20 protein-coding genes are annotated in these 20,988 nt (G+C 36.7%); 1 reads left to right on the plus strand and 19 read right to left on the minus strand.

Annotated elements, in window-relative coordinates; genetic code table 11:
* The 4 genes from ACH3PA_RS12885 to glp are packed head-to-tail and all read right to left on the minus strand — an operon-like array spanning position 1 to position 2,363.
* Entirely contained in the window at positions 1-237 is a 237-nt protein-coding gene (locus ACH3PA_RS12885) for a MoaD/ThiS family protein (RefSeq protein WP_416443568.1), read from the minus strand.
* Positions 234-809, minus strand: a complete 576-nt coding sequence (locus ACH3PA_RS12890) for a molybdenum cofactor guanylyltransferase (protein ID WP_416443566.1) — start codon at positions 807-809, stop codon at positions 234-236. Before ACH3PA_RS12890 ends, ACH3PA_RS12885 begins: the two co-directional genes overlap by 4 nt.
* A 22-nt stretch (positions 810-831) precedes the next feature.
* Complete coding sequence (locus ACH3PA_RS12895; RefSeq protein WP_416443564.1) at positions 832-1,188, minus strand: winged helix-turn-helix domain-containing protein; 357 nt, start codon at positions 1,186-1,188, stop codon at positions 832-834.
* A complete protein-coding gene (gene glp / locus ACH3PA_RS12900; protein WP_416443562.1) occupies positions 1,188-2,363 on the minus strand; it encodes a gephyrin-like molybdotransferase Glp in 1,176 nt (391 codons plus the stop codon). The genes ACH3PA_RS12895 and glp overlap by 1 nt, the downstream gene beginning before the upstream one ends.
* 134 nt (positions 2,364-2,497) lie before the next feature.
* On the opposite strand from glp, the gene ACH3PA_RS12905 reads away from it, so the two are divergent.
* Entirely contained in the window at positions 2,498-3,775 is a 1,278-nt protein-coding gene (locus tag ACH3PA_RS12905; protein ID WP_416443560.1) for an alginate export family protein, read from the plus strand.
* A 169-nt stretch (positions 3,776-3,944) separates the two neighbouring features.
* On the opposite strand, the gene ACH3PA_RS12910 is transcribed toward ACH3PA_RS12905, so the two are convergent.
* The 15 genes from ACH3PA_RS12910 to ACH3PA_RS12980 form a co-directional block, all read right to left on the minus strand.
* Positions 3,945-5,900: a c-type cytochrome gene (locus tag ACH3PA_RS12910; RefSeq protein WP_416443557.1), complete on the minus strand. Its 1,956-nt coding sequence runs from the start codon at positions 5,898-5,900 to the stop codon at positions 3,945-3,947.
* Between the two features lie 5 nt (positions 5,901-5,905).
* Positions 5,906-7,792, minus strand: coding sequence for a family 16 glycoside hydrolase (locus ACH3PA_RS12915; RefSeq protein WP_416443555.1), 1,887 nt, complete (start codon positions 7,790-7,792; stop codon positions 5,906-5,908).
* Positions 7,793-7,927: 135 nt separating this feature from the next.
* Positions 7,928-8,263 (minus strand): glycosyltransferase, encoded by a 336-nt coding sequence (locus ACH3PA_RS12920; RefSeq protein ID WP_416443553.1) that lies wholly within the window; start codon positions 8,261-8,263, stop codon positions 7,928-7,930.
* A gap of 25 nt (positions 8,264-8,288) precedes the next feature.
* Positions 8,289-8,891 carry a hypothetical protein gene (locus ACH3PA_RS12925; protein WP_416443551.1) on the minus strand — a complete coding sequence of 201 codons (603 nt, stop codon included), beginning with the start codon at positions 8,889-8,891 and terminating at the stop codon, positions 8,289-8,291.
* A gap of 6 nt (positions 8,892-8,897) precedes the next feature.
* Positions 8,898-9,479, minus strand: a complete 582-nt coding sequence (locus ACH3PA_RS12930; RefSeq protein WP_416443549.1) for a hypothetical protein — start codon at positions 9,477-9,479, stop codon at positions 8,898-8,900.
* A gap of 2 nt (positions 9,480-9,481) precedes the next feature.
* Positions 9,482-13,027, minus strand: coding sequence for a hypothetical protein (locus ACH3PA_RS12935; protein WP_416443547.1), 3,546 nt, complete (start codon positions 13,025-13,027; stop codon positions 9,482-9,484).
* A gap of 42 nt (positions 13,028-13,069) precedes the next feature.
* Positions 13,070-13,861 (minus strand): hypothetical protein, encoded by a 792-nt coding sequence (locus tag ACH3PA_RS12940; RefSeq protein ID WP_416443545.1) that lies wholly within the window; start codon positions 13,859-13,861, stop codon positions 13,070-13,072.
* A gap of 241 nt (positions 13,862-14,102) precedes the next feature.
* Complete coding sequence (locus ACH3PA_RS12945) at positions 14,103-14,687, minus strand: hypothetical protein (RefSeq protein ID WP_416443543.1); 585 nt, start codon at positions 14,685-14,687, stop codon at positions 14,103-14,105.
* A gap of 436 nt (positions 14,688-15,123) precedes the next feature.
* Positions 15,124-15,708, minus strand: a complete 585-nt coding sequence (locus ACH3PA_RS12950) for a hypothetical protein (protein WP_416443541.1) — start codon at positions 15,706-15,708, stop codon at positions 15,124-15,126.
* Positions 15,709-16,095: 387 nt separating this feature from the next.
* Entirely contained in the window at positions 16,096-16,398 is a 303-nt protein-coding gene (locus ACH3PA_RS12955; RefSeq protein WP_416443539.1) for an STAS domain-containing protein, read from the minus strand.
* A gap of 938 nt (positions 16,399-17,336) precedes the next feature.
* A complete protein-coding gene (locus ACH3PA_RS12960) occupies positions 17,337-17,618 on the minus strand; it encodes an STAS domain-containing protein (protein ID WP_416443537.1) in 282 nt (93 codons plus the stop codon).
* A gap of 155 nt (positions 17,619-17,773) precedes the next feature.
* Complete coding sequence (locus ACH3PA_RS12965) at positions 17,774-18,478, minus strand: LytR/AlgR family response regulator transcription factor (protein WP_416443535.1); 705 nt, start codon at positions 18,476-18,478, stop codon at positions 17,774-17,776.
* Between the two features lie 10 nt (positions 18,479-18,488).
* Positions 18,489-18,809 (minus strand): Hpt domain-containing protein, encoded by a 321-nt coding sequence (locus ACH3PA_RS12970; protein ID WP_416448218.1) that lies wholly within the window; start codon positions 18,807-18,809, stop codon positions 18,489-18,491.
* Positions 18,809-19,852 carry a sensor histidine kinase gene (locus ACH3PA_RS12975; protein ID WP_416448219.1) on the minus strand — a complete coding sequence of 348 codons (1,044 nt, stop codon included), beginning with the start codon at positions 19,850-19,852 and terminating at the stop codon, positions 18,809-18,811. The genes ACH3PA_RS12970 and ACH3PA_RS12975 overlap by 1 nt, the downstream gene beginning before the upstream one ends.
* Positions 19,852-20,985 carry an FIST signal transduction protein gene (locus tag ACH3PA_RS12980; RefSeq protein ID WP_416448220.1) on the minus strand — a complete coding sequence of 378 codons (1,134 nt, stop codon included), beginning with the start codon at positions 20,983-20,985 and terminating at the stop codon, positions 19,852-19,854. The genes ACH3PA_RS12975 and ACH3PA_RS12980 overlap by 1 nt, the downstream gene beginning before the upstream one ends.
* Between the last annotated feature and the right edge of the window lie 3 nt (positions 20,986-20,988).

Here is a 20,988-nt window from a genome sequence, read left to right on the forward strand (position 1 = left end):
TTATCCTCCTGCAAAAGGTGGTAAAATGGCAATCTCGTCGTTTTCGTTTATTGTATAATCTGAATTTTTATCAACCATATTTTTGTTGACCGCAACATTTAAAGGAAGCTCATCCAGTTTATATTTTATCGTCAATTTTTGAAGCAAATCTGCCAGTTTTTGATTCTCCAGGGCGATTTTTTCTTCGCTGCAATTGGTAGCTTCAGCAATCATCCCGAAATATTTTACGTGTATCATAGCGCTGGTTTCAGTTGTTTGAGTTGATTCTGGTCGTTTATATTTTGCAAAGCTTCTGTATTTTTTATCTGTAATGCATTGTAGCCAATTTTTGTGATCAGGCTCATAAGTTTCAGTTCGTCATTTAAAATACTTTTCTCAAAAAAAGGAGCAACTGATTCGTGGTAAACTCCAATTAACGGATGCGACTTCTCAACTTCACTTGCGATTGTGATTGATTTTTCAGTTTGAGCATGAGAACTAATTAGGTCGCTAAGGATAGCAATTGTTATCAAAGGAATATCACAACTTAATATTAAATTATCGCTGGTAGAAGTATTTTTCAACGCAGAGAAAATACCGCCTACCGGACCTTTATCCCGATAAATATCACTGATTAAAGGAAAGCCAAATTGCTCATAATCTGTATTTTCAGTAACCAAAGAGATGTTTGAAGTAATCGGTTTTACTGCATCAATTATATGCTGAATAAAAGGCTTATCGCGAAAAATAACCAATCCCTTTTCAGTTTGCATACGGCTGCTTTTGCCGCCGCAAAGAATAAAAGCTGATATGTTATTGTCGATTTTCACCCGTTTAACTCCGATTTTTAGCTTAAAAAGTTAGTTTTTCAAATTCCTTATCCAGAAAATCCATGCAGTTTTGATTTATCGTTTCAAAATGTTTGATAATGGTTTTTCCGTATTCAGTTAAGGTTGTCCCGCCGCCATCTTTACCACCAATGTTTTTAATGATCAAAGGTTCTTTTGCGAGTTCGTTCATCGTATTCATCAATCGCCACGCCTTTTTGTATGACATATTTAAAGCTTTCGCAGCAGCGCTAATTGACTTTGTTTCGTGTACTTTTTTAAGCAATTCTATTCGGCCATAGCCTAAAAAGATATCTCCGTCTTTTTCAATCCAGATCCTGCTTTTAATTCCGCTGGATACTATTTGGTTCTTTTCTTCCATTAGAATACAAGATTTAAATACTGAATTGAGTCGCCTTCATTGATTTGTTCTACCGTTTCAGGCACAACTACTAGTCCGTTTGAAATCGCATACGAATTGAGCATAGACGAAGCCTGCCCGGTTAAGATTTCTGCTTTTCCATTTTCAATAATCGCTTTTAGAAAAAGCGTTTTGCCGGTAGGATTTTTAATTTCCGAAGTTATTTTAGCCTCTTTCAGTTCTAAGTTGAAATTTTCATGACCCATCATTTTTCTCAGAGCACCCAAAACATACACGTAAAAACAGGTTAAACTGGAACCCGGATTTCCCGGAAGGGCAAAGACGGTTTGGTCTGATTTTTTGCCAAAAAAGAGGGGTTTTCCGGGTTTTTGGTTGACTTTATAAAAGACTTCTTCAACCCCATTTTCTTCGAGCGCTTGTTTAACAAAGTCATATTCACCAACAGAAATTCCACCGGAAATCAATAAAACATCTACTTTTTCTAAAGCGTTGCTAATTGCAGTTTTGGTTTGGTCGTAATCATCTTTCGCTTTAAAAACCTGTATATCGTCAATCCCTAATCGAAGCAAAGCGGCCTGTAACATGATAGCGTTACTTTCATAAATAGAGCCTTTTTCTAGCGGAGTTCCGGGTTCTTGCAATTCGTTGCCGGTTGCCAGGATTCCAACCTTCGGTTTTTTATAAACTTCAATTTCCTGAATTCCCAAACCTGCCAGAAAGCCAATTGTGGCCTCGTTAACCAAAGTTCCTTTTTTGAGAACTTCTGTTCCGGTAAATACTTGTTCGCCAACAGGGCGAATATTTGCACCTTTTTGTGGTAATTTATTGATGAGGATTTTATCGGCAGCGCGTTCTACATGCTCCTGAATAACAATTGTATCTGCATCATCAGGCACCAAAGCACCGGTAAAAATGCGTACTGCTTCGCCGGATTTTAAACTCAAATTACCGGAATCTCCTGCTTTTGATTCACTTATGACTTTATATTCTGCTGCTCCATTGAGTTGAATAGCATAACCATCCATCGCTGATTGACGAAAAGGCGGCATATTAATAGGCGATTGTACAGCTGATGCCAAAATGCTTCCACGTGCTGCCAGCAGTGATAAAGTCTGCGTTCCCAGCGGGGAAGTTTGTTTTTCAATAAGTTTTAAGGCTTCATTAACAGCTATCATAGCAGCGGGCGTTATTTCTCTACGAATATAACGAAAGAAGAAGCGCGAAACAAGATGTCATCAATAATTAAGTATATTTACGTAATAATACGTATAAATACTTATATTTGTTTTGAATAATAAACTTCAGCTAAATGAAAGCAAACATTACTCTCTTTATTTTATTTGTCTTTTTTTCAACTTTCGCCATTGCGCAAACCTTTAATGTAGATGCAGATATACGTTCACGATTTGAATATCGCCATGGTTTTGGCAACCTGTTTCCAGATGATGCAGAACCTGCTGCTTTTGTAACACAACGCTCACGTCTCAATTTTGGTTATGATACTGAATGGTTGAATGCCTTTATAAGTGTGCAGGATGTAAGCACATGGGGCGATACCCGCCAAATTTTACCGAGTGATAACAATGATTCTTTTTCACTTTTTCAGGCGTGGGTAGAATTAAAAGTGGATGAACATTGGTCTACAAAATTAGGACGTCAGGTAATTTCTTATGATGATCAGCGCATTTTTGGTGGTCTGGATTGGGCGATGCAAGGTCGTTTTCATGATGCAGCCTTGATAAAATATAAAAATTCTGGTTTAAATATGGATCTGGGTTTTGCCTTTAGTCAGGAAGAACAGCGGATAATCGGCTCAGACTATGCAATTACCGGCTTTTTTACCTATAAAACCATGCAATTTGCACATTTGAATAAATCCTGGGAAAACTCATCTTTGAGCTTTCTCTTCTTAAATAATGGTTTTCAAAAATATAATGAGGAAGAAGAAGCTGATGGAACTTATAACAGGCAGACAACCGGGGCTTATTTTACTTTTCCTATCGGTGCTGTTAAGTTTGCCGGAAGCGGTTATTATCAATTTGGCAAAGCCGATGCCAGCACAGACTTGAGTGCTTATCAATTGTCTTTAGAAGGATCATATAAACCGGCCAACACTGTGTATGCTTTGGGATTTGAAATGTTAAGCGGAACAGATCAAACCGGAGATTCAAAAAATAAATCATTCTTCCCACTGTATGGAACCAACCATAAATTCAACGGTTTTATGGACTATTTCTATGTTGGGAATCATGCCAATAATGTGGGACTAAATGATCTCTATGCTAAATTGGTTTTCAAGACCGGCGAAAAATCTAATCTGCTTGTTAAAGGGCATTACTTTGCGGCTAATGCAGATCTGGTAAATGATACAGATAAATATTTAGGAACTGAAGTAGATCTTGTTTTTACGCAACCGCTTATTAAAAATGTAATATTAAACTTAGGCTATTCGCATATGTTTGCTTCAGACAGTATGAGTTTAATAAAAGGTGGTCTGCCATCTGATAATACCAATAATTGGGGGTGGGCGCAGCTCATTATAAATCCCAATCTTTTTAAACACACATTTACTCCGGAAGAATTATAGTAAACAGTTTTATAAATTGTTGGTTAGTCCCGAAAGGCTGTCTTTTTGATCTTAGACAGTCTTTCTTTTTGTAGGATATTTAGATATTTCTATAAATCTGTGTAAAAAATATAGCCTGATAATCAATAATAAGATTAACAGGCTATATAATATTTAGTAAGATTAATTTCTATTTTAACGAATTAATCCAGGCGGCTATTTTTAATGCCTCATCTTCTGGGACTTGAGGCATGGGAGCCATTGGCGTAGCATATTCAGGCCAGTTTTTAGGCTGAGGATTATAAATTAATTCCAGAATCTTTTCATTAGAATACATGCGTTTTGCTATGTTTTTAAATGAGGGACCCACAACTCTTTTCTCTTTATTATGACATGCTGTACACGTATTTGCAGCTAATAGAGGTTGTACCTGGCTATCTGTTAAAACTTGATTTTGAGCTACTTTTTTGGCTACTGGTTTCTTTTTAGGAACTACAGTTTTTTTAGGACTCACTTTCTTTGATGTGAATTCACTAGCTGAAAGTTTTTGACCATCTGGAATATTGTTAAGCGTATAGTAAAAAGAAGGGTGAAGGGTTAACTCTTCCTTATCCTTAGATTTTACACCTTGCAATAACATTTCATGAACGTAAAATTGGCGTAAATTGTCTATAACGACTCTTACTTTCATCCCATCATCACTTACTTTGACGCCCTTAACAGGTATGTCTTCAATATTAACCTGTGGACTTCCATAAACAGCCTGATATTTGTAGATATAACTCTTCCCTTTATAAGAATTTAAATCTTCTGCTGAAGCTTTGTCTACTGGTTTTGTAAATTCGATTTCAAAACCATCAGGCATTGCTTTTACGGTTTTCATTTCAAAAGGAGTTTTACCCGTCCATGACAAGAATTCTATACCGGAATTTGTTGTTCCTGCAGATCCCCAGCCTCGGTTTGTCTCACCAATAAAAAGATTACCGTTATGATCAAAATCCATTCTCATAACACCAGACTGAAACCCGGCTCTAAAATCAAAAGCCACACCTTGATATTCACCTTTTACTTTTTCCAGGGCGACTCTCATAATTTTACTTTGACCCATATCACCCACAAGAAGCTGACCGTCAAACGGACCAAATTTTGAATTGGCATCAATAGCTTTAATTTGTGAAGTAGATATTCCTAAAATTCCGTGAGGTAAAATCACAGAAGGTAATTGAAGCTCAGGGAAAGTTTCTTTTATTTTATAAAGAAAATCTGGATTTTTCTCATCCTGAACGTTTTCCGGTTTTACATATCTTCCATTTACTTTTGTCTGTCTCTTGTCAATTTTAGCGTAAAATTGCTCCTCAGTTAATTTTATAGGAGAATCTTTCATCCCTGTCCATTTAAGCCCTGCCGGATGGCCGGTAAATGCTCCTTTTGGCAAATGCCAAACTCCACCAGAGCCTACCCAGTCACCTTGATTATCTGTATAAAAAAGTTCGTCATCATACATACCGTAACCTGCTGGTGATCTCATTCCTGTTGCCCAGGGCTGCATTGTGCCATCTTCAGATATTTTCATTGTCCAGGCTCTCCAGGGTACACGACTCTCACCACGCCACCATTCTTCATCACCAAAAGCAACATTTGCAGTTACAAAAAATGTGTCGTCTGGTGCTAGAACAGGTCCAAAAGAATATTCATGATAATGTGTAGATAACGGCCATGCATATACGGTTTTATAAACGTCTGCGACGCCATCACCATCTGTGTCAACCAGTTTTGTAAGTTCGCCACGCTGGGCTGTGTATAAAGCTCCATCTTTATAAGCCAGACCTAGAGGCTCATGTAATCCGGAAGCAAACTTCTTAAAAGTCACACCTGTGCCACCGCTCATCGTAGGGTTTTCAAGTATCCAGACGTCACCACGTCTTGTGCATACAGCCATGCTTCCGCTAGGCAGTGATAGGACACCACCACCTTCTATAAGTACACCTTCAGGCGTAGGGATTGTGGTAATTCTATAAAAATCATTTTCTTTAGATCCTTCTTGTTTAGGCTCATCTTGCGCCATCAATCCAGAGGTGATCATTAGCAGCAGAAGAACAGAAAAGTTTTTAAACATTGTATATATATTGTAATTCTTATTTTTCATGATCGTTACCATATTATTTCATAGTTAATAGTACTACCATCAACTGGTATTATCAGTTCTGTTTCTCCATTTATATCTCTTATTACAGGTGTTTGTGCAGAAATAAGTTTTAGATAATATGCGTTGTCACCAATGATGTATGAGCCATCTTGCATTTTCTTTACTTTGCCTGAAGCTAATTTATAATACCAACCAGATAAGCCCGATTTTGAAAAACTTATCTCGTTTTTCAGATAGTTATTATTTTCATCGGGAGTGATTTTATTAGAAATCTCGACACCATTATATTTTTGTTTGAAAATAGGTAATCCCGTTTCGCTGTCTATGGTATATCCTTCTGAAACAAAATCAGGAGCCTCTCCTGTTTCTGGGAAAGCAGTTTTGTCTGTAGCAAGTTTAGCTAAAGGTTGATTTAAAAAGGTCCATTGTACAGATCCTTTTGGTTTAAAAGAACCGTCACCTCTGCTGTGCCACATGGGTGTAGCATCTACAAAATCCCCTCTCCAGAAACCAATTATATTCGCTGATTTTAAATCGTATACGTAATTAATACCTTCTGGTGTGCCAACGCCTATTGTATGAGAAAGTCTTTTTTCATTTCCTTTAAAGCTCACAAAACCTCTTAATAAAGCTGGTTTTGCATCTGGCTGTACATAGATCGCAGAAACATCGTTCACATTAGGTGGGTAGGAATCATAAGCGTGAAAGGTCTTAGGATTTGTAGTTGCGGTAGTAACCGTAAAACCTAATCGTGGCGCTCTCCAGCCTGCATTTTTAATATTCTTTATTGTAAATGAATGTTGACCTGCTTTAAGGTTAGAATTAGAAGATATACGTCCCTCATTGTCTGAAGAATTTTCTTTAGCAACAACTTTCCCATCTATAGATAATTCTGCACCACCGGTATAATTTACCAAAAATGTGAAATTATCATCTTTTGGGATCAAAATTTCCCCATTAAATATAATACCATAAGCATCTTCCTCTTCAGCAAGATTTACATCAATATCTTTAGTTTTTCCTTTAGAAACTACAGTCGCGTTATCAAGATCTTCTAGACCTTTAAAATCACCTTTATAAGTTTGGTAAGCAATAGAAGGGAGAGTGACTTGAGATTCTGCCATTACCTGATACTGTATGTTTTTGAATGCCACAGCACCATGATCACCCTGAATCATAAGCGGACCCATTGCAGTTTCTTCAGCAGATATAGGACCACCTGTAGCTAAAGGAACTTCAACATTATTTTGAATAAGCTCGCCGTTTAGTTCAATAGAAACAAATTTCGCATTCGCTATTTTATTTCCACTTTCATCAAATCTTGGTGCTTTAAAATGAATTTTTAAATGTTGCCAAAGGCCAGGAGCCTTGGCAGGATTGCTTAGAGGAGCGATACCTCTAAAAATTTTGCCGGGTTCATTTTCCCAATTGCGGTAGATACCACCTATATCAGAAAATTTAGGAACTTTTACACCCCAGGCGTCATTCAATTGTACTTCATATCTGCCTTGTAAATAGATTCCTGAGTTAGAACCTTTAGGAAGCATAACATCCATTTCCAGGTAAATATCTCCGTGTTCCCATTTAGTCACCAGATTATCTTTTCCGTTCTCGGGATTATTTAAAAGAATTCCTGTTCCCGGAGAAAAGGTAACCGCCTTTGCAGGCTCGGTTTCATTTTTTCTTTTTCTCTTTTTTCTTTTTTTGCCAGATTCTTCTTCTGCTGTTTCGGCCTGGTGTATATCAATGTTGGGATTCATCACCACATCACCCACAATTTGCCAATTGCCTGTCTGGTCTTTAAAATCATTAAGATTGTCTAAGGTTAACTGTTCCTGTGCAAATAGACTAAATCCAGATAATAGGACCAGGAACAAAATCGTGTTTCTCATGAAAGATTAGTTATATTTTCTGTAAGGATACAAAAAATATACTAAATCGATTTAGTGTAAATGCATGAACCTGAATTTTAACAGTGAAAAAATCAATTTTTGCGAAGGAAGGCTCACATAATTGCTCGTATTCTCTCAACTGTTGTTACTGCCAAATTCGATAGTGGTTTTAAGATCTTGAAGTTCCATATTGAAACCGTAATTAACCTTATCAATATTTTTATTACGCATCAAGAGGCGGAAACCATTTCGCAAAGCAAAGTCGTGCTCTCTTTTTACCTTAAGGTCAATAACAGAGATCCTCTTAGGATATCTATGTTCTAATTCCTGCAGCAGCGTTAATGTATTATCTATGCTTCCGTTATTCACAAGACATAAGCGCACATCAGGATATTCTTTTAAAAAAGTAGTGAATTCATCTTTATCTAAATGCTGCTCTCTGTTTGAAAATATGAGAATGATGCCTGTCATAATTACTTTTAATAGATTATTCTTACTACATTAAGCTTCCTACTACCGTATAATAGATATCAAAATTAACCGGTACCGCTCTTGCTTTAGCACTTGGTCTTACTTTGAACTGAATAGGAATATTTGTTCTGCAACCTATAAATTCAAATACTTTAATGGCTTGTGAAGCATTATTGGGAACAGCTATATAAGCGCCGCCGTTTTCAGGAGTTAGACCTCGTGGTCCTAATGGTTGAATAGGTAAATTATCATAAGGGCTTGAACCTATAAGCGGTAGGGGAGTGCCACTATCTGTAAATGTACGCGCCTCTATTATAATGTCTGCAGGGGCATTTATAGTGTGCATATATACTTTATATCTAAAGACATTTGCACTGCAGTTTGTTTCAGTATCTGAAACTTCTACACCCAATATTGAGGTAGGATCGAGTACAAAGCCTATTTCTGTTGCGTTAAATGTAGTTTCAAAACCTAAAGCCGCATCGTCTTCCCCGGCTTCCATCACTACATCTGTTATAGACTGGCTAAAGTTGGGCATGCCCTGCACATCCAGAGTTCCCGGCAGCAATACTTGGGCATTTACCGCCGTATAACATAACAGTGCTATTATAATTTGAAATTTTCTCATGGTAGCTTATTTTATTTCGTAGATGATTTCAAAACCGTCTGGCAATGATACCATCCCGGGATTGTCTATTGTGTATTTTAACTGGTAGCCGTTGTTCATGCCGTCGCCCGTATATCCATTTTGAAAGTCATATATGAGTCGGCTGTCAAATCTGGCGCCATTATTTGCAATTGTAACAACTGGGCTAAAACTGGGCGTTGCATAGCTGCCCGTAGGTGCAAAACTTATAACTTCTACAGTAATGGTCATGCCTGCGGGAACGGGCAATGTAGAGTAGACATATACATTACCTGGTTGATAATCTGCATCTCTAAAGGTGAAATTTAACCACAGATCTGCATCTTCTATTGAGCCACTGGCACTAGCGGGAAGTCCTGCCTCAAGGCCACTTAAATTTGTGCTTCCGCCTGTTAATGATTCTGGTTCTACATCTATGATCTCTATAGGCTGCAATTGTAATGATGCCGTATTAAAGTCTTTACCGCCGCCAAAAAGATTAACACTATTAGCATCTATGGTTTCCTGTGCAAAACATATCGACATATTGACAAGAACCAGATTAATAAATATATAGCTGAATTTTCTCATAATTAATTGCCTACTTTAAAGTTCTTATTGTCAAACTTGATCTTTCTCTTCTTGCTTCCAACCTCTATAGAGATGGTTTCCCTGGCATTTTCTTCTACCGTGATTTGGGTTGCTTTAGGGATATCAAACAAATCACCGGCTTTAAATCTCATAATCTCTATTTTATAAGTACCCGGTACTATTTCCTGAAAACTAAATGTGCCGGTCTTATCAGATTCTATGGTGTATGTAAACTCTTTATTTTCAAGTTTTATATACGCTGTAAGATCCTTTTTAGTTAGATCTTTTTCGATGAAATCTATGCTGCCGTTAATGGTAGAAGAACGCACCAGCGGTATGTCTAAACTCGACATATTGTCTCTGGCAACTATTACTTTAAAAGGTGCTCTCTTAGCAGCTACAATGCCCAGTGGTAATGATGACTCATCTATAAAAATATAGTTTGTGCCTAGCGGAAGATTGTTTAGCTCAAATTCTCCTTTTGCATTTGTAGATAAGGTTTTACCAGAACTTACTATGCGTATTCCTTTTGTTTTAATGGTTTCATCTGCAGCAAAAACATATCCTTTTAAACCTCCTTGCTCAATTGTTCTACGAAGTGGAATCCCAAACATATAGGTGTATTTTCCAAAACCTAAAAGCTCTTTTTGAGTGGTATTACCAGCGTTTTCATAATAGTTTGCGCGTAACTCAAAGCGATGGTTTTTATTTATTTGAGCCATTAGGCTGGCGTTAATAAAATCACGTTTCATATAAGAATCTTCCGGACTGAAACCGCTGTTGTAATTAAAGTCAAAGCGGAACATTCTGCTTAAGCTGTAATCTACACCTAAACTGTATCTAAAATAATTGGTGTTGAAATCTGATTTTCCGTAACGGTTGTTATAATTATGATTTAAAGATCCTTTAAAAGTTAACCTGTCGTAAATTCTATAAGAACTCTGTAGGGTGTGTGCGTATGTTTTTCTGTAAACATTAGTAGCAGCAAGTAAATTTTTTGTTTCTGCTATTCTACCGTTAAAACGAAGGCTAAAGTCACGAGATGTAAACGCATATCTATAATTAAGACCGTACTCTTTGTAATAATAGTTTCTGGGCTTTAACTGGTCTTCACGTACTCTTCTGTCTAAACGAATACTTACATAATGTCTTTGATTAGGACGATAACCTAAACCACCGTAATAATCTTCATAATAAGGAGCGGCAGCAAAAAACAAAGGGTTTAAGCGCTCATTGATTTTAGACATGTTCTGGCCTAAAGTGAAATTCCACTTGTGCAGTCTGTAACGCAGATTATTTGAATACTGAAGGCTATTTCTAAGTGCGCCAAAGTAATTTTCGCCCGCAATGGTGAAATTACCTGAGTACGTCAAATTCTCAAATCTCTGTATCAGGTTAATATAATTTGCATAATCTACATTTTCATTTGTTAAGCTAAATGACGACTCTGCATTAATTAAGGTTTTGTTATTTACATATTTAAAATTGAAAGTTGTGATCTGTCCTTCCTCATTCTCGTTACCGGGAATGTTGAAATATGCACCTTGCTCTGTACCGCTTGATCTGGCTACAGAAACGCCTACCTGTAAAGAATCTGTAAAATGATATTGCGCTTTTACACCGTACAGCGGCTCATCATTAAAATCGTAAAGTCGTGGTTTTGTATAAAAAGCTGAAAGCATCCAGTTTTTTACGCGGTGATCTATTCTGGCGCCCATCCCGTAACGACTGTTAAAACCTAAGTAATTAAAACGGTAAGTATGATCTCCCAGATGTACAATGGTTTTGTTATCATAATTGTAAAGCGCACTGTATTGATCTATTACACCAAAACGCTTAAGATTTATTTGTTTAGGACCTCTTAATGTGAAATTTAAATGATGCTTTTTCTGGCTGTCTAAAAAGCCGTGACCTCTTAATTCTGCTGAAACTGTCGAGTAATGCTCCTCTTCATTTGTGTAACTGTTATACAACAAACTTGCTTCTATGGGAAAGCGCTTAAAAGGATCTGTTTGCTTAATTCTCGCAGGGAAAACATCTGTTTTAGAAAAAGACTGATATGCCTCACCAGAAGCGGCACTTTCTACTTTTAAATTTGTGATCATTGTGCGTAAAGCGAAAACCTTTTTAGTTGTTTTTTGAGTCACATCTACTACGATTATTGAGTCTGCAGCCAGATTGATCATCTCATTTCCTTCTATACTGTTGCGAGAAGAAAGCGCTATTTTTTGATTTACATTTCCTGTATTTTTAATAAAATAGCTGGCTTTTATGGTTTCACCGGCCTGTACATTTTGTGGAGCGAAAACATTGAAAACCTCAATACCGAAATTTTTGGCCACTTTAAAAGTTACTGGTGAAGAACCTAATAAACTTCCTTTGTCTGTAATTAAGTTTACCTGTGCAGATGTGGAACCTGACTTATATTTTGCCGGAATAAAAAAGCTGATAAGCGCCAGTCTTTTTTCACCATTCTGCATGGTATTAATAGTGCTTGCAGAAATAAGATTCCAGGTATTGGGCAGGCGCACATCAAAATTTAATCCTGAAACATCGCTACCCATATTCACTACATCTATTACAAGCGTGTGTTTTTTACCCGTTTCATACGTGTCTTGCTTATGCAGAGGCGTTAATTTAATATCACCTGCATTTGAAGAATCTGTAATAATGATTTTTCGGGTTTCTGGCTGGCTTTGCGATTTTGATACTTTGGCGACCGATTTTGTGCTGTCTATGACCGATTTTTGAACTCTTCTCAGGTTATCTGAATAGATATTTGAGTCGGTTGTAGCTTTTGTCTCTGCAGTACTTTCTGTTTCTTGCTTTGTATTTTGAGTTTGTACAGATTTTACAGAATCTGTTTTTGATATTCTGTTTTCAGGAGCGTTTTTTGGTGAAAACGCCCGATTTTCAGCTGTTTTAACCGGTTTTTTTACGCTGTATATCGTTTCATTATTGATTGATTTTTGCTCTTCTTTTACCGATTTTTGATTGTTTTGAGGGGTTTTTTTCGCTTTTGCGGAATTATTTACAGTCGAAGAAGTTTCAGACTGAACTTTTACTTTTGTTGTGTCTTTGGTTTTAGGAGATGCGGGAACTGCTCTTCTTGTTTGCAGAACATTATTTTTAGAATTTGTTGCTGTATTAGTTTTTTTCGCAAGAGCGCTATTTACATCTATTACCCCATTATTTTCTTTCGCTTTAGCTGAAATCGTTACAACTTCAGAAATAAGAATTTCGTTTTTTGTGGTATCTGGCTCAAGTGTTGCAGCGGTTGCGTTGCTATATTTAAATGTGGTACTGTTTGTATCTGTGTTTTTAATTTCTTCCACTTCATTGTATTCAATTACATCAACATGAGGATATAGATCAAAACCTTCATTAGGTGCATCTTTTGCACAGCCTATATAAAAAGGTAGTATGATGAACAAAAGTTTTAATCCCTCCAGAGGGTTTAATTCCCCGAGGCTTGCCTCAACCAGAACAAAAATTTTCTGATTCACACCTCGTTGGCTTACCCTGAGGTTCTTGATTATAGAGTTCATATTGACGAGTGTTAAATTGTAGAATGAGTGATTTGGGGTCTGCTATTCTATGTTAAGGTTGATGTTTGCACCTACATATTCTTCGCGGGAATCTGCAATAAGCATACACTGGTAATTGCCTTTTGCAAGTGATGTGAGGTCTAAGATAAATTCCTGGCAGAAACCCGGGAAAATTAGGTTTCTAATGGTGTTTTTTTCCATGATCTTGGTGCCTGTAGCATCGTATATTTCAAGCAGTAGTTTTACATCTTCTACAAACAGATTTTTATTCTCAAGGTTTACACTAAGATTTTTTGATGGCAGACCTGCCTCTGGTAAAAAGTCAATGCTCGTGAAGGTTAGGTCAAGATCTTCTATGTTATTTACATTTGTCATGACGCCTACTGCATATTGCATTTTAGAATTAAGTGCTACCGCATTAGATTGCTGTTGTTGCATAGGCTTTTCTACTTGTATCATAACCATATTCCAGTAAGAGCCTTTTAGGTTAGCATCTTCAGGAATATTGATTGAGAAGCGATACACAAAACGCTCATTAGGAGCCAGTACTTTATCACCCAGATTACCTTCAAACCAGCTTAGCGAAGAACGCTCATGGCTCATATCTTTTGTGAATTTTCTAAATTCTGAACAGGAGAAAATAGCCTCGCTAAGAACAAAAGTTACCAGTTGATCTATGTTAGAAGTATTTTGAAGAATGATCTCTCCACGCACTTTGTCTCCAGAAGATCCTTCATACGTATGTGTAAGACCGTTTACAATAAGAACACCGCTAAATGCTGCAGCATTAATGAAAAATGTAAAGGCTATGGTAAGTATAATTCTTGCTTTCATCTTAACTTATTTTAATGGTATAATTGCTTGTTGATGTTTTATTATACTTCAAATTTAGCCTGATAAACAGGGGTTTTAGGCGTATTTTCGTTAGGTCGCGTTTAAGTGTAGACGAATGGTCGCAATGCGTCTTTGAAGCAAAAACGACTTTCTATTGAAGGAAAGAATCGTTTTTTTAGTTTATTAAAAAAGGCCGCTCTACCTGGGCAGAGGGCCTTTTTTATTACATTAGAATAGTGAATTATAAACCGCTAATGGTGTAGATCAAAGTTGAGTTATAGGTACCCGCTTTGTAATCTGCAAAATTTCCGTCTTCTGCAAGAGAATACGTGAACTGCAGCCCTTTTTGTCCCTGACCTGTGTACACACTTCCTATTCCTGTGATCACCGGTACAGATACATCTGTAGGTACTACTTCAATTGTTCCTGCTGCTGTACCTAAAGTGCCGTTGTCTGCGGTAAAAGTACTTTTGTTAAGAACGAGTTTAACACCGCTGGGGAAGTCATTTGCATTCTGATCAAAGCCTACAGTAATGTTTCTAAGTTGGCCATCTGCGACTACACTTGTATAATTGAGCCACATAGGAGAGGTCTCTACACTGTCAAACTCATAAACTCCGGCTTCTTTTGTTACATCTGTAAGGTCTAAAGTGATGGCACTTACTTCTGCTCCAGATGCATCTTCAATATCTAGCATTGCAAGGGTAGGTACATCTACAGTCAATGCCTGATTAAAGGTGTTGATGTCATTGTTGTCTGCCTGTGCATTAGCATCGATTGCAAATAATGCTGTAAATGCTGCTGTAACTAAACTAATTTTTTTCATAATAAATGATTTAGGATTGAATAATAAAGTGTTAATGATTAAATGTTTATTTGTTTATCTGATGTAAAACTAGTCATGCTGTCATTGTATTTATGGCTATTTTCGGTGGATGACCGGTTGCTGTAGATGAGTTCATGCTTTCAATCTTTAAAGCTTTCGCGAAATGCAAAGCGCAAAAAGAGATACACAGAAAGCAATTTTTGTTGAAGGTGCTAAAAGAAAAACAGAAACTTTGAGGCAAAGGTTTATTTCGTGAAAACGATAAAAGACCTTTTACAATCGTAGAATGAAAAAGGTATCGGTCAGGTGTAAAATCGGGTCATTTATGCTGAAAATCGGTCAAATTCCTATGAAAAGTAAAAAGGCACTCCACATAAGTAGAATGCCTTTTTATTACTAAATCCCAGTTGAATTATAACCGAAGATTATTTTGATATTATATACCGCTAATGGTGTAGATCAAAGTTGAGTTATAGGTACCTGCTTTGTAATCTGCGAAATTTCCATCTTCTGCAAGAGAATACGTAAATTGCAGCCCTTTTTGTCCCTGCCCTGTGTATACACTTCCTATTCCTGTGATCACAGGTACAGAAACATCAGTTGGTTTTACTTCAATGGTTCCTGCTGCTGTACCTAGTGTACCGTTGTCTGCAGTAAAAGTACTTTGATTAAGAACCAGTTTCACGCCGCTGGGGAAGTCATTTGCGTTCTGGTCAAAACCTACAGTGATGTTTCTCAGCTGCCCATCTGCGACTACACTTGTATAATTGAGCCACATAGGAGAGGTTTCTACGCTTTCAAATTCATACACACCAGCTTCTTTTGTTACGTCTGTAAGATCTAAAGTGATCGCGCTTACTTCTGCTCCTGAAGCATCTTCAATGTCTAACATTGCCAAAGTTGGTACATCTACTGTTAATGCCTGGCTAAAGGTATTGATGTCATTGTTGTCTGCCTGAGCGTTAGCGTCGATTGCAAATAAAGCTGTGATTGCTGCTGTAACTAAACTAATTTTTTTCATAATAAATGATTTAGGATTGAATAATAAAGTGTTAATGATTAAATGTTTATTTGTTTATTTGTTTATTTGTTTATTTCTGATGTAAAACTAGTTAGACTGTCCACGCTTTGCAGTCTGTTTTCGTTAGATGGCACTTTGCTGTAGATGAATTAAGCTTTTTATTCTTTTAATACATCCAGAGGGTTTCATCAGTCAGGTTCGAAATGAATATTACAATTCATGACTGGCTTTTCTTTAGATGAAAATTGTTTTTATGTCTTTATCTATTCTTGCCAGCATAAATTGATTCAAAAATTAAAAAATCAATAACCTATTAAATACAAAAAGCCCCGGCGTGAGGGAGAGCGCCAGGGCAACAAACAGAATTTGGGGGGAAATGTATTTTAACTATGCAGCAGCTGTAGGTTCAAGTAATCTTGTAAGTCCGGCTACACCAAATGCATATTGTATCTTTTTATTGTCACATCCTACAAGAACGATTTGTTTCTCTTTTTGTTTTGCTTTCTCTATCAATAAGTAGATCATAAATGCTCCTGAAATATCTATATCATGAATTGAGTTCAGGTTTACAATAAGATAGTTAGTCCTGTCAAGAGCAACTTCAATTTTAAGTTGAGTCTCTGTTACATTATGACTATTTAATATTCCTTCTATTTCCAGAACATAATTATTGAGTTGTATTAGAGACATAATGCTGCTTGTTTAATTGTTATTGTTTTACAAAGATGCTTAGTATTTTAGAATTGCTCAGTTGATTTTCGGTGGCTGGGTAATTCGTGTAGATAAACTGTCATTTTTTGACTTTTATCTGAAATTATACTCTAATTAATTCAATTTAAGATATTTAATACAGTTTTCAATTTGTTGTATTTAACTCAAAATGGGTGAGGGTAAGGTTGTGAAAGTATTTTATTTTTTTGCAATTAAAAACCCTGCACCTTAGGGGAATGCAGGGTTAATTAAGATTTGGGGGTAATAGTAAAACGATTTGGGGTGAAAGCGTTTTGTTTTTATTTCTTGTACAAAGATGATAGATATTCCCACGCTGGATCCCAAAATTTAGTTGAATGGAAGTTTGCTGTAGTCGAGTGGTTCATTATCATCTTTGAATTGTTTTTGTACTGATAAGTGAAGTTTGAGAGCTGCCAGACTTTAACTGAAATCAGTTTTTTTCATTGAGAGACTTAGCGGTTGTGATAATAGTTTAATTAATGAAGCAGATCTATGAACATAAAAAACCCCGCATTTAAAATGCAGGGGTAATTAAAGGAATGAGGGGTAGGGGATAAAGTTATTAAGGGGTGAGAAGTTTTTTCTACTTTTTTATTCTTGTACAAAGATGGTCTTTATATACAAAGTATCTTTTTAATTTAGTTGAATGGAGGTTTACTGTAGATGAGTGGTAATTTTCTGTCTTTAAAATGATTTTCAGACAATGAGAAGCATCTAAATTTCCAGAGCTTTTCTTACTTTAAGAATTTTATATTTCGAAGGCTTACGGAGATTTGTTAAGTAGAGAGCAATTTTATGCATTAAAAAACCCTTGCGTTTTTAGGCTGACGCAAGGGCTGAAGTGATTTGGGGCTATGCCTAAATTCTAATGAAATGTGAAGAGAAAGTATAAGGCGTTAACAAATATTGACACCTGCCATGTTGAAAGCTTTTTTTACAGCTTCATTTTGCGTACCGGTCAATATGATATTTTTTTGCTTTTTTCTGGCGCGCTCTTGTATAAGGTAGAGCATAAAGACACCAGAGAGATCGAGCATATTTATTTTGTCGAGATTTACAACCAGATGGCTCACAAGATCAAGAGCACATTCTATTGTTGATTGTGTTTCTGTAACGTTGCCACTACAGATTATTCCGCTTAATTCAAGCACCTGATTATGAAAACTTGCTAGAGCCATGTTATTTAATTTTGAAGTTATTTTCTGCTTCAAAGATCAAATAAATTGCCAGCGTTAGGGGCTTTTTTCGATTATGCGCCCTTTAACTATAGATGAATGGTTAAAAGGTTTCGTTGAGCTTTTTCGCCCAGAGCGCATGCTTCAGTTAAATAATTCTATAAAAGGTTTAGACGCTCCATTAACTCTGTTCTTTTAGAGCGGCTTACCGGGATGATATCGCGATCTATAAGTACACTATTATCTTCTATATCTACGATCTTACTGGTATTTATAACGTAGGAGCGATGCACTTTTAAAAACAAATCATTGGGTAGTTTGTCTTCTATTTTCTTCAAGGTAGAGTGAACTGTATAATTTTTGGTTTCAGTTTTTATCAGGATATAATCGCCTTTGGCCTCAACGATTTTTATGCCTGCCATGTCGATTTTTATGAGTCTGCGGTCGATATTTACATACAGATCCTGTACATTTTCTGCAGTCTCTTTATCTTCAGCAATTTTAGATGTTTTTTTAAAGGCAAGGGCTTTTTTTACAGCCTTATCAAAACGTTCTTGCGTAATAGGTTTAACGAGATAATCTACAATACACTCATACTCAAAAGCTTCTATTGCAAAATTTTTGTCTGAAGTGCTTAAAACTATTTTGGGTGGATTTTTAATGGTTTGTATAAAGTCAAAACCCGTAAAATCTGGCATATGAATATCTAGAAAAACAAGATCTACCTCGTTTTGATTAAGATACTTGATAGCGCTTAATGCGTTAGAGAAAGTTTCATCTACAGTAACATTGGGGTTTTTTGAAGCTAATTGTTCAATTATGGCTCTTGCCATCTCCTCATCATCAACAATAATGCAATTCATACTTTATATTTTAAAATGTATTTATATAACCTAACATGTTTTTAAGAATGTCTTCAAAAGTGTCTGAAAGTGAAGATTCCTTTTCTTTTAGTTGGTTCTCATAATCAACTGCGAGCTTGTAACTTTTTTCAAGTCCCAAAATACTTATTTTATGTTTAAGCTTATGAACATCTTTTGCCGCAGTAAGATAATCGGCATTTTTGAGGTGTTCATGGTATAAAGTGATCTCTTTAGGCAATTCTCGTTGTATGATCTCGATCATTTTTTCTTCAAAAGAAACGTCGCCACCAGACATTTGCCTGATCATTTCTATATTGGGCTGCTCTGTCATTAATCGTTTTTAGGTAACGTAAAATAAAACGTGGTTCCTTTTTCTGGTTCACTTTTTAGCCAAATGTCGCCGTCGTAAAAGTCAATTATCTTTCTTACAATTGAGAGACCTATACCCGTTGAGTTTTGATCACCGTCTATTTTTTCAAAAATTTGGAAGATCTTTTTATAATGCTGTGTTGATATGCCTTTACCATTGTCTTTAATAAAAAACTCCCATTTGTATTCTCTTTCTTTTACACCAATGTGTATTTCGCCCTGAGTTTTATCTATACTTTTTATAGCATTTTGAATCAGGTTCTGAAAGAGTTGCTGTAAACGAAATTTATCACCATTTATTACCGGAAGATTATTATCTATCTCAATATTAATATGTGCCGGCGCATACAAAATCTGCACTACTTCTGTAACTAAATGCTGGGTGTCTACATTATAAGTACTCAGTTCTGCCTGGTCTATGGTCGAGTAATTGAGAATGCCGGTAATAAGGCCATCCATTTTCTCAACATTCTTTAAAATTAGGTTGAATTGTGTGCTGCACTCTTCATTAATTAGATCGCGGTTATCTTCCATAATCCAGTTAACGAGGGAGTCTATGCTTCGCAACGGTGATTTGAGATCGTGCGATACCATGTGTGCGTAGTCTGAAAGTACCTGGTTCTTTCGCTCCAGGTTTTTGAGCAGTTCTTCCCGCTGTTTATCTATGCGTAATATCTCGTTAGACTGCTCTTCTATAAAGGTCGATAAATCGACCACTTCGAGCGATTTGTGCTCATTTTTAGGCGATTTTAGATTAAGCGTTTTTACAACGTGAGTAAGGCTGTCTATTATCTTTTTCTGACTTTCTGCTTCTTCTCTCAATTTGGTATTGGCTTCAAAAAGTTCGTCGGAACTTATCTTCATCGCCCTTTGAGACATGCTCAGGTGATTTTCATAATTATCATACGACCTGTCAATCGCTTGTAAAAATTCACTTAAAGGTGCAATGTCTATATTCTTTGCAGTTACAAATTTCTTTATTTGTCTTTGGAGGAGAGAGTTCACTATTCGCTTATTAAAGTTAGGGTCATTGTCTGGTTGTGCAATTCGCAGGCGCGTTCACCCTGGTAAGGTGCCATTTCTCCATAAGAATAAAAGCCACTTACGCTGGCGTTCTGACCTATAACCTCAATTACTTCTTCTATTTCTTCTTCTACACGTTGATCCATCACAAGTTTTCTGCCAATGCAGCTTACAAGTATTGCCAAGTCTGCGGGTTGTTTTCTGTTCTTAATTGCCAGTTTTGCGGCCTCGTAGGCACCTGTGGCGATACCATCTACAGATGCCATCATAAGCTGTACTTTAGCATTTAATGGTACGTCACCCGCAAGGTTCATAGAATTATTTTCTTTATCTATATTGAGAATTGTGCGTACAACCGGATGTTTTTTACCGCTAGCAGTAACGTTTAGTGGGTAGAACAGAGATGCCTGAGGTAATTCTGCAGCTTTATCACCTAAATATTTAGAATAAATATCGAGCGCAGGTACATTATCGAGTTCATAGAGAATATTCCCCTCAGATCTTGTTATGGTACGCTCAGGGCCAAAAGGAATCCAGCCGCCGTAACTGGCAAACGAGATTTCAAGTGAAGCACCGTAAAATCCTATAGCGATCACCTCTCCTTCTTTAGGATCTTCCTGATAAGAAGCGAGTGTTTTTTCAAATCTTGCGTCATCACCGCACATCCCGCCGGTTAATGCAATTGTATCGTCAATACCAGATTCTATACCATCAATCAACGAACTGCCATTTACAAAGCTACCTTCAGAAATTACAAAAACGTGTTTCAGATCTTCTTTGGGGATTTCATTTATGAGTTCGATACCCAGAGCGTGCGCGTTGTTGTCGTGCTCAAGGATATTTGCTCTTTTTGCGACAAATGAGCTTTTTTCAAATTCTACTGCTGTAACAGAAACTGAATTTTCGGTTACATTCTGGCCTATAATTTCGCCGGAAGTAGAGCCGAAAATGAGATGTTGATACGGAAATTCCTGACGTATATTTTCAATAATCGACTTATCTTTTAATAAAAACCGGTTTGCAAACACAAAAACCAGCGGATTATTCAATTGCTGTTTTCCGGTGAGATAATCCCATCCTGTGCTTTCTGTGCGTTGTGCTTGTACAATTTTCATTAT

Origin of the sequence: Leeuwenhoekiella sp. A2, from assembly GCF_047946655.1 — a bacterium.
Lineage (GTDB): Bacteria > Bacteroidota > Bacteroidia > Flavobacteriales > Flavobacteriaceae > Leeuwenhoekiella.

What these genes read in the sequence shown, in the direction of transcription:
- ACH3PA_RS12925 (WP_416443551.1), bottom strand. Translation starts at nt 8,891, where the DNA reads ATGAGAAAATTTCAAATTATAATAGCACTGTTATGTTATACGGCGGTA.
- ACH3PA_RS12960 (WP_416443537.1), bottom strand. Translation starts at nt 17,618, where the DNA reads ATGGCTCTAGCAAGTTTTCATAATCAGGTGCTTGAATTAAGCGGAATA.
- ACH3PA_RS12940 (WP_416443545.1), bottom strand. Translation starts at nt 13,861, where the DNA reads ATGAAAGCAAGAATTATACTTACCATAGCCTTTACATTTTTCATTAAT.
- ACH3PA_RS12945 (WP_416443543.1), bottom strand. Translation starts at nt 14,687, where the DNA reads ATGAAAAAAATTAGTTTAGTTACAGCAGCATTTACAGCATTATTTGCA.
- ACH3PA_RS12910 (WP_416443557.1), bottom strand. Translation starts at nt 5,900, where the DNA reads ATGAAAAATAAGAATTACAATATATATACAATGTTTAAAAACTTTTCT.
- ACH3PA_RS12950 (WP_416443541.1), bottom strand. Translation starts at nt 15,708, where the DNA reads ATGAAAAAAATTAGTTTAGTTACAGCAGCAATCACAGCTTTATTTGCA.
- ACH3PA_RS12920 (WP_416443553.1), bottom strand. Translation starts at nt 8,263, where the DNA reads ATGACAGGCATCATTCTCATATTTTCAAACAGAGAGCAGCATTTAGAT.
- ACH3PA_RS12980 (WP_416448220.1), bottom strand. Translation starts at nt 20,985, where the DNA reads ATGAAAATTGTACAAGCACAACGCACAGAAAGCACAGGATGGGATTAT.
- ACH3PA_RS12905 (WP_416443560.1), top strand. Translation starts at nt 2,498, where the DNA reads ATGAAAGCAAACATTACTCTCTTTATTTTATTTGTCTTTTTTTCAACT.
- ACH3PA_RS12935 (WP_416443547.1), bottom strand. Translation starts at nt 13,027, where the DNA reads ATGAACTCTATAATCAAGAACCTCAGGGTAAGCCAACGAGGTGTGAAT.
- ACH3PA_RS12885 (WP_416443568.1), bottom strand. Translation starts at nt 237, where the DNA reads ATGATACACGTAAAATATTTCGGGATGATTGCTGAAGCTACCAATTGC.
- ACH3PA_RS12930 (WP_416443549.1), bottom strand. Translation starts at nt 9,479, where the DNA reads ATGAGAAAATTCAGCTATATATTTATTAATCTGGTTCTTGTCAATATG.
- ACH3PA_RS12970 (WP_416448218.1), bottom strand. Translation starts at nt 18,809, where the DNA reads ATGACAGAGCAGCCCAATATAGAAATGATCAGGCAAATGTCTGGTGGC.
- ACH3PA_RS12965 (WP_416443535.1), bottom strand. Translation starts at nt 18,478, where the DNA reads ATGAATTGCATTATTGTTGATGATGAGGAGATGGCAAGAGCCATAATT.
- ACH3PA_RS12955 (WP_416443539.1), bottom strand. Translation starts at nt 16,398, where the DNA reads ATGTCTCTAATACAACTCAATAATTATGTTCTGGAAATAGAAGGAATA.
- ACH3PA_RS12895 (WP_416443564.1), bottom strand. Translation starts at nt 1,188, where the DNA reads ATGGAAGAAAAGAACCAAATAGTATCCAGCGGAATTAAAAGCAGGATC.
- glp (WP_416443562.1), bottom strand. Translation starts at nt 2,363, where the DNA reads ATGATAGCTGTTAATGAAGCCTTAAAACTTATTGAAAAACAAACTTCC.
- ACH3PA_RS12915 (WP_416443555.1), bottom strand. Translation starts at nt 7,792, where the DNA reads ATGAGAAACACGATTTTGTTCCTGGTCCTATTATCTGGATTTAGTCTA.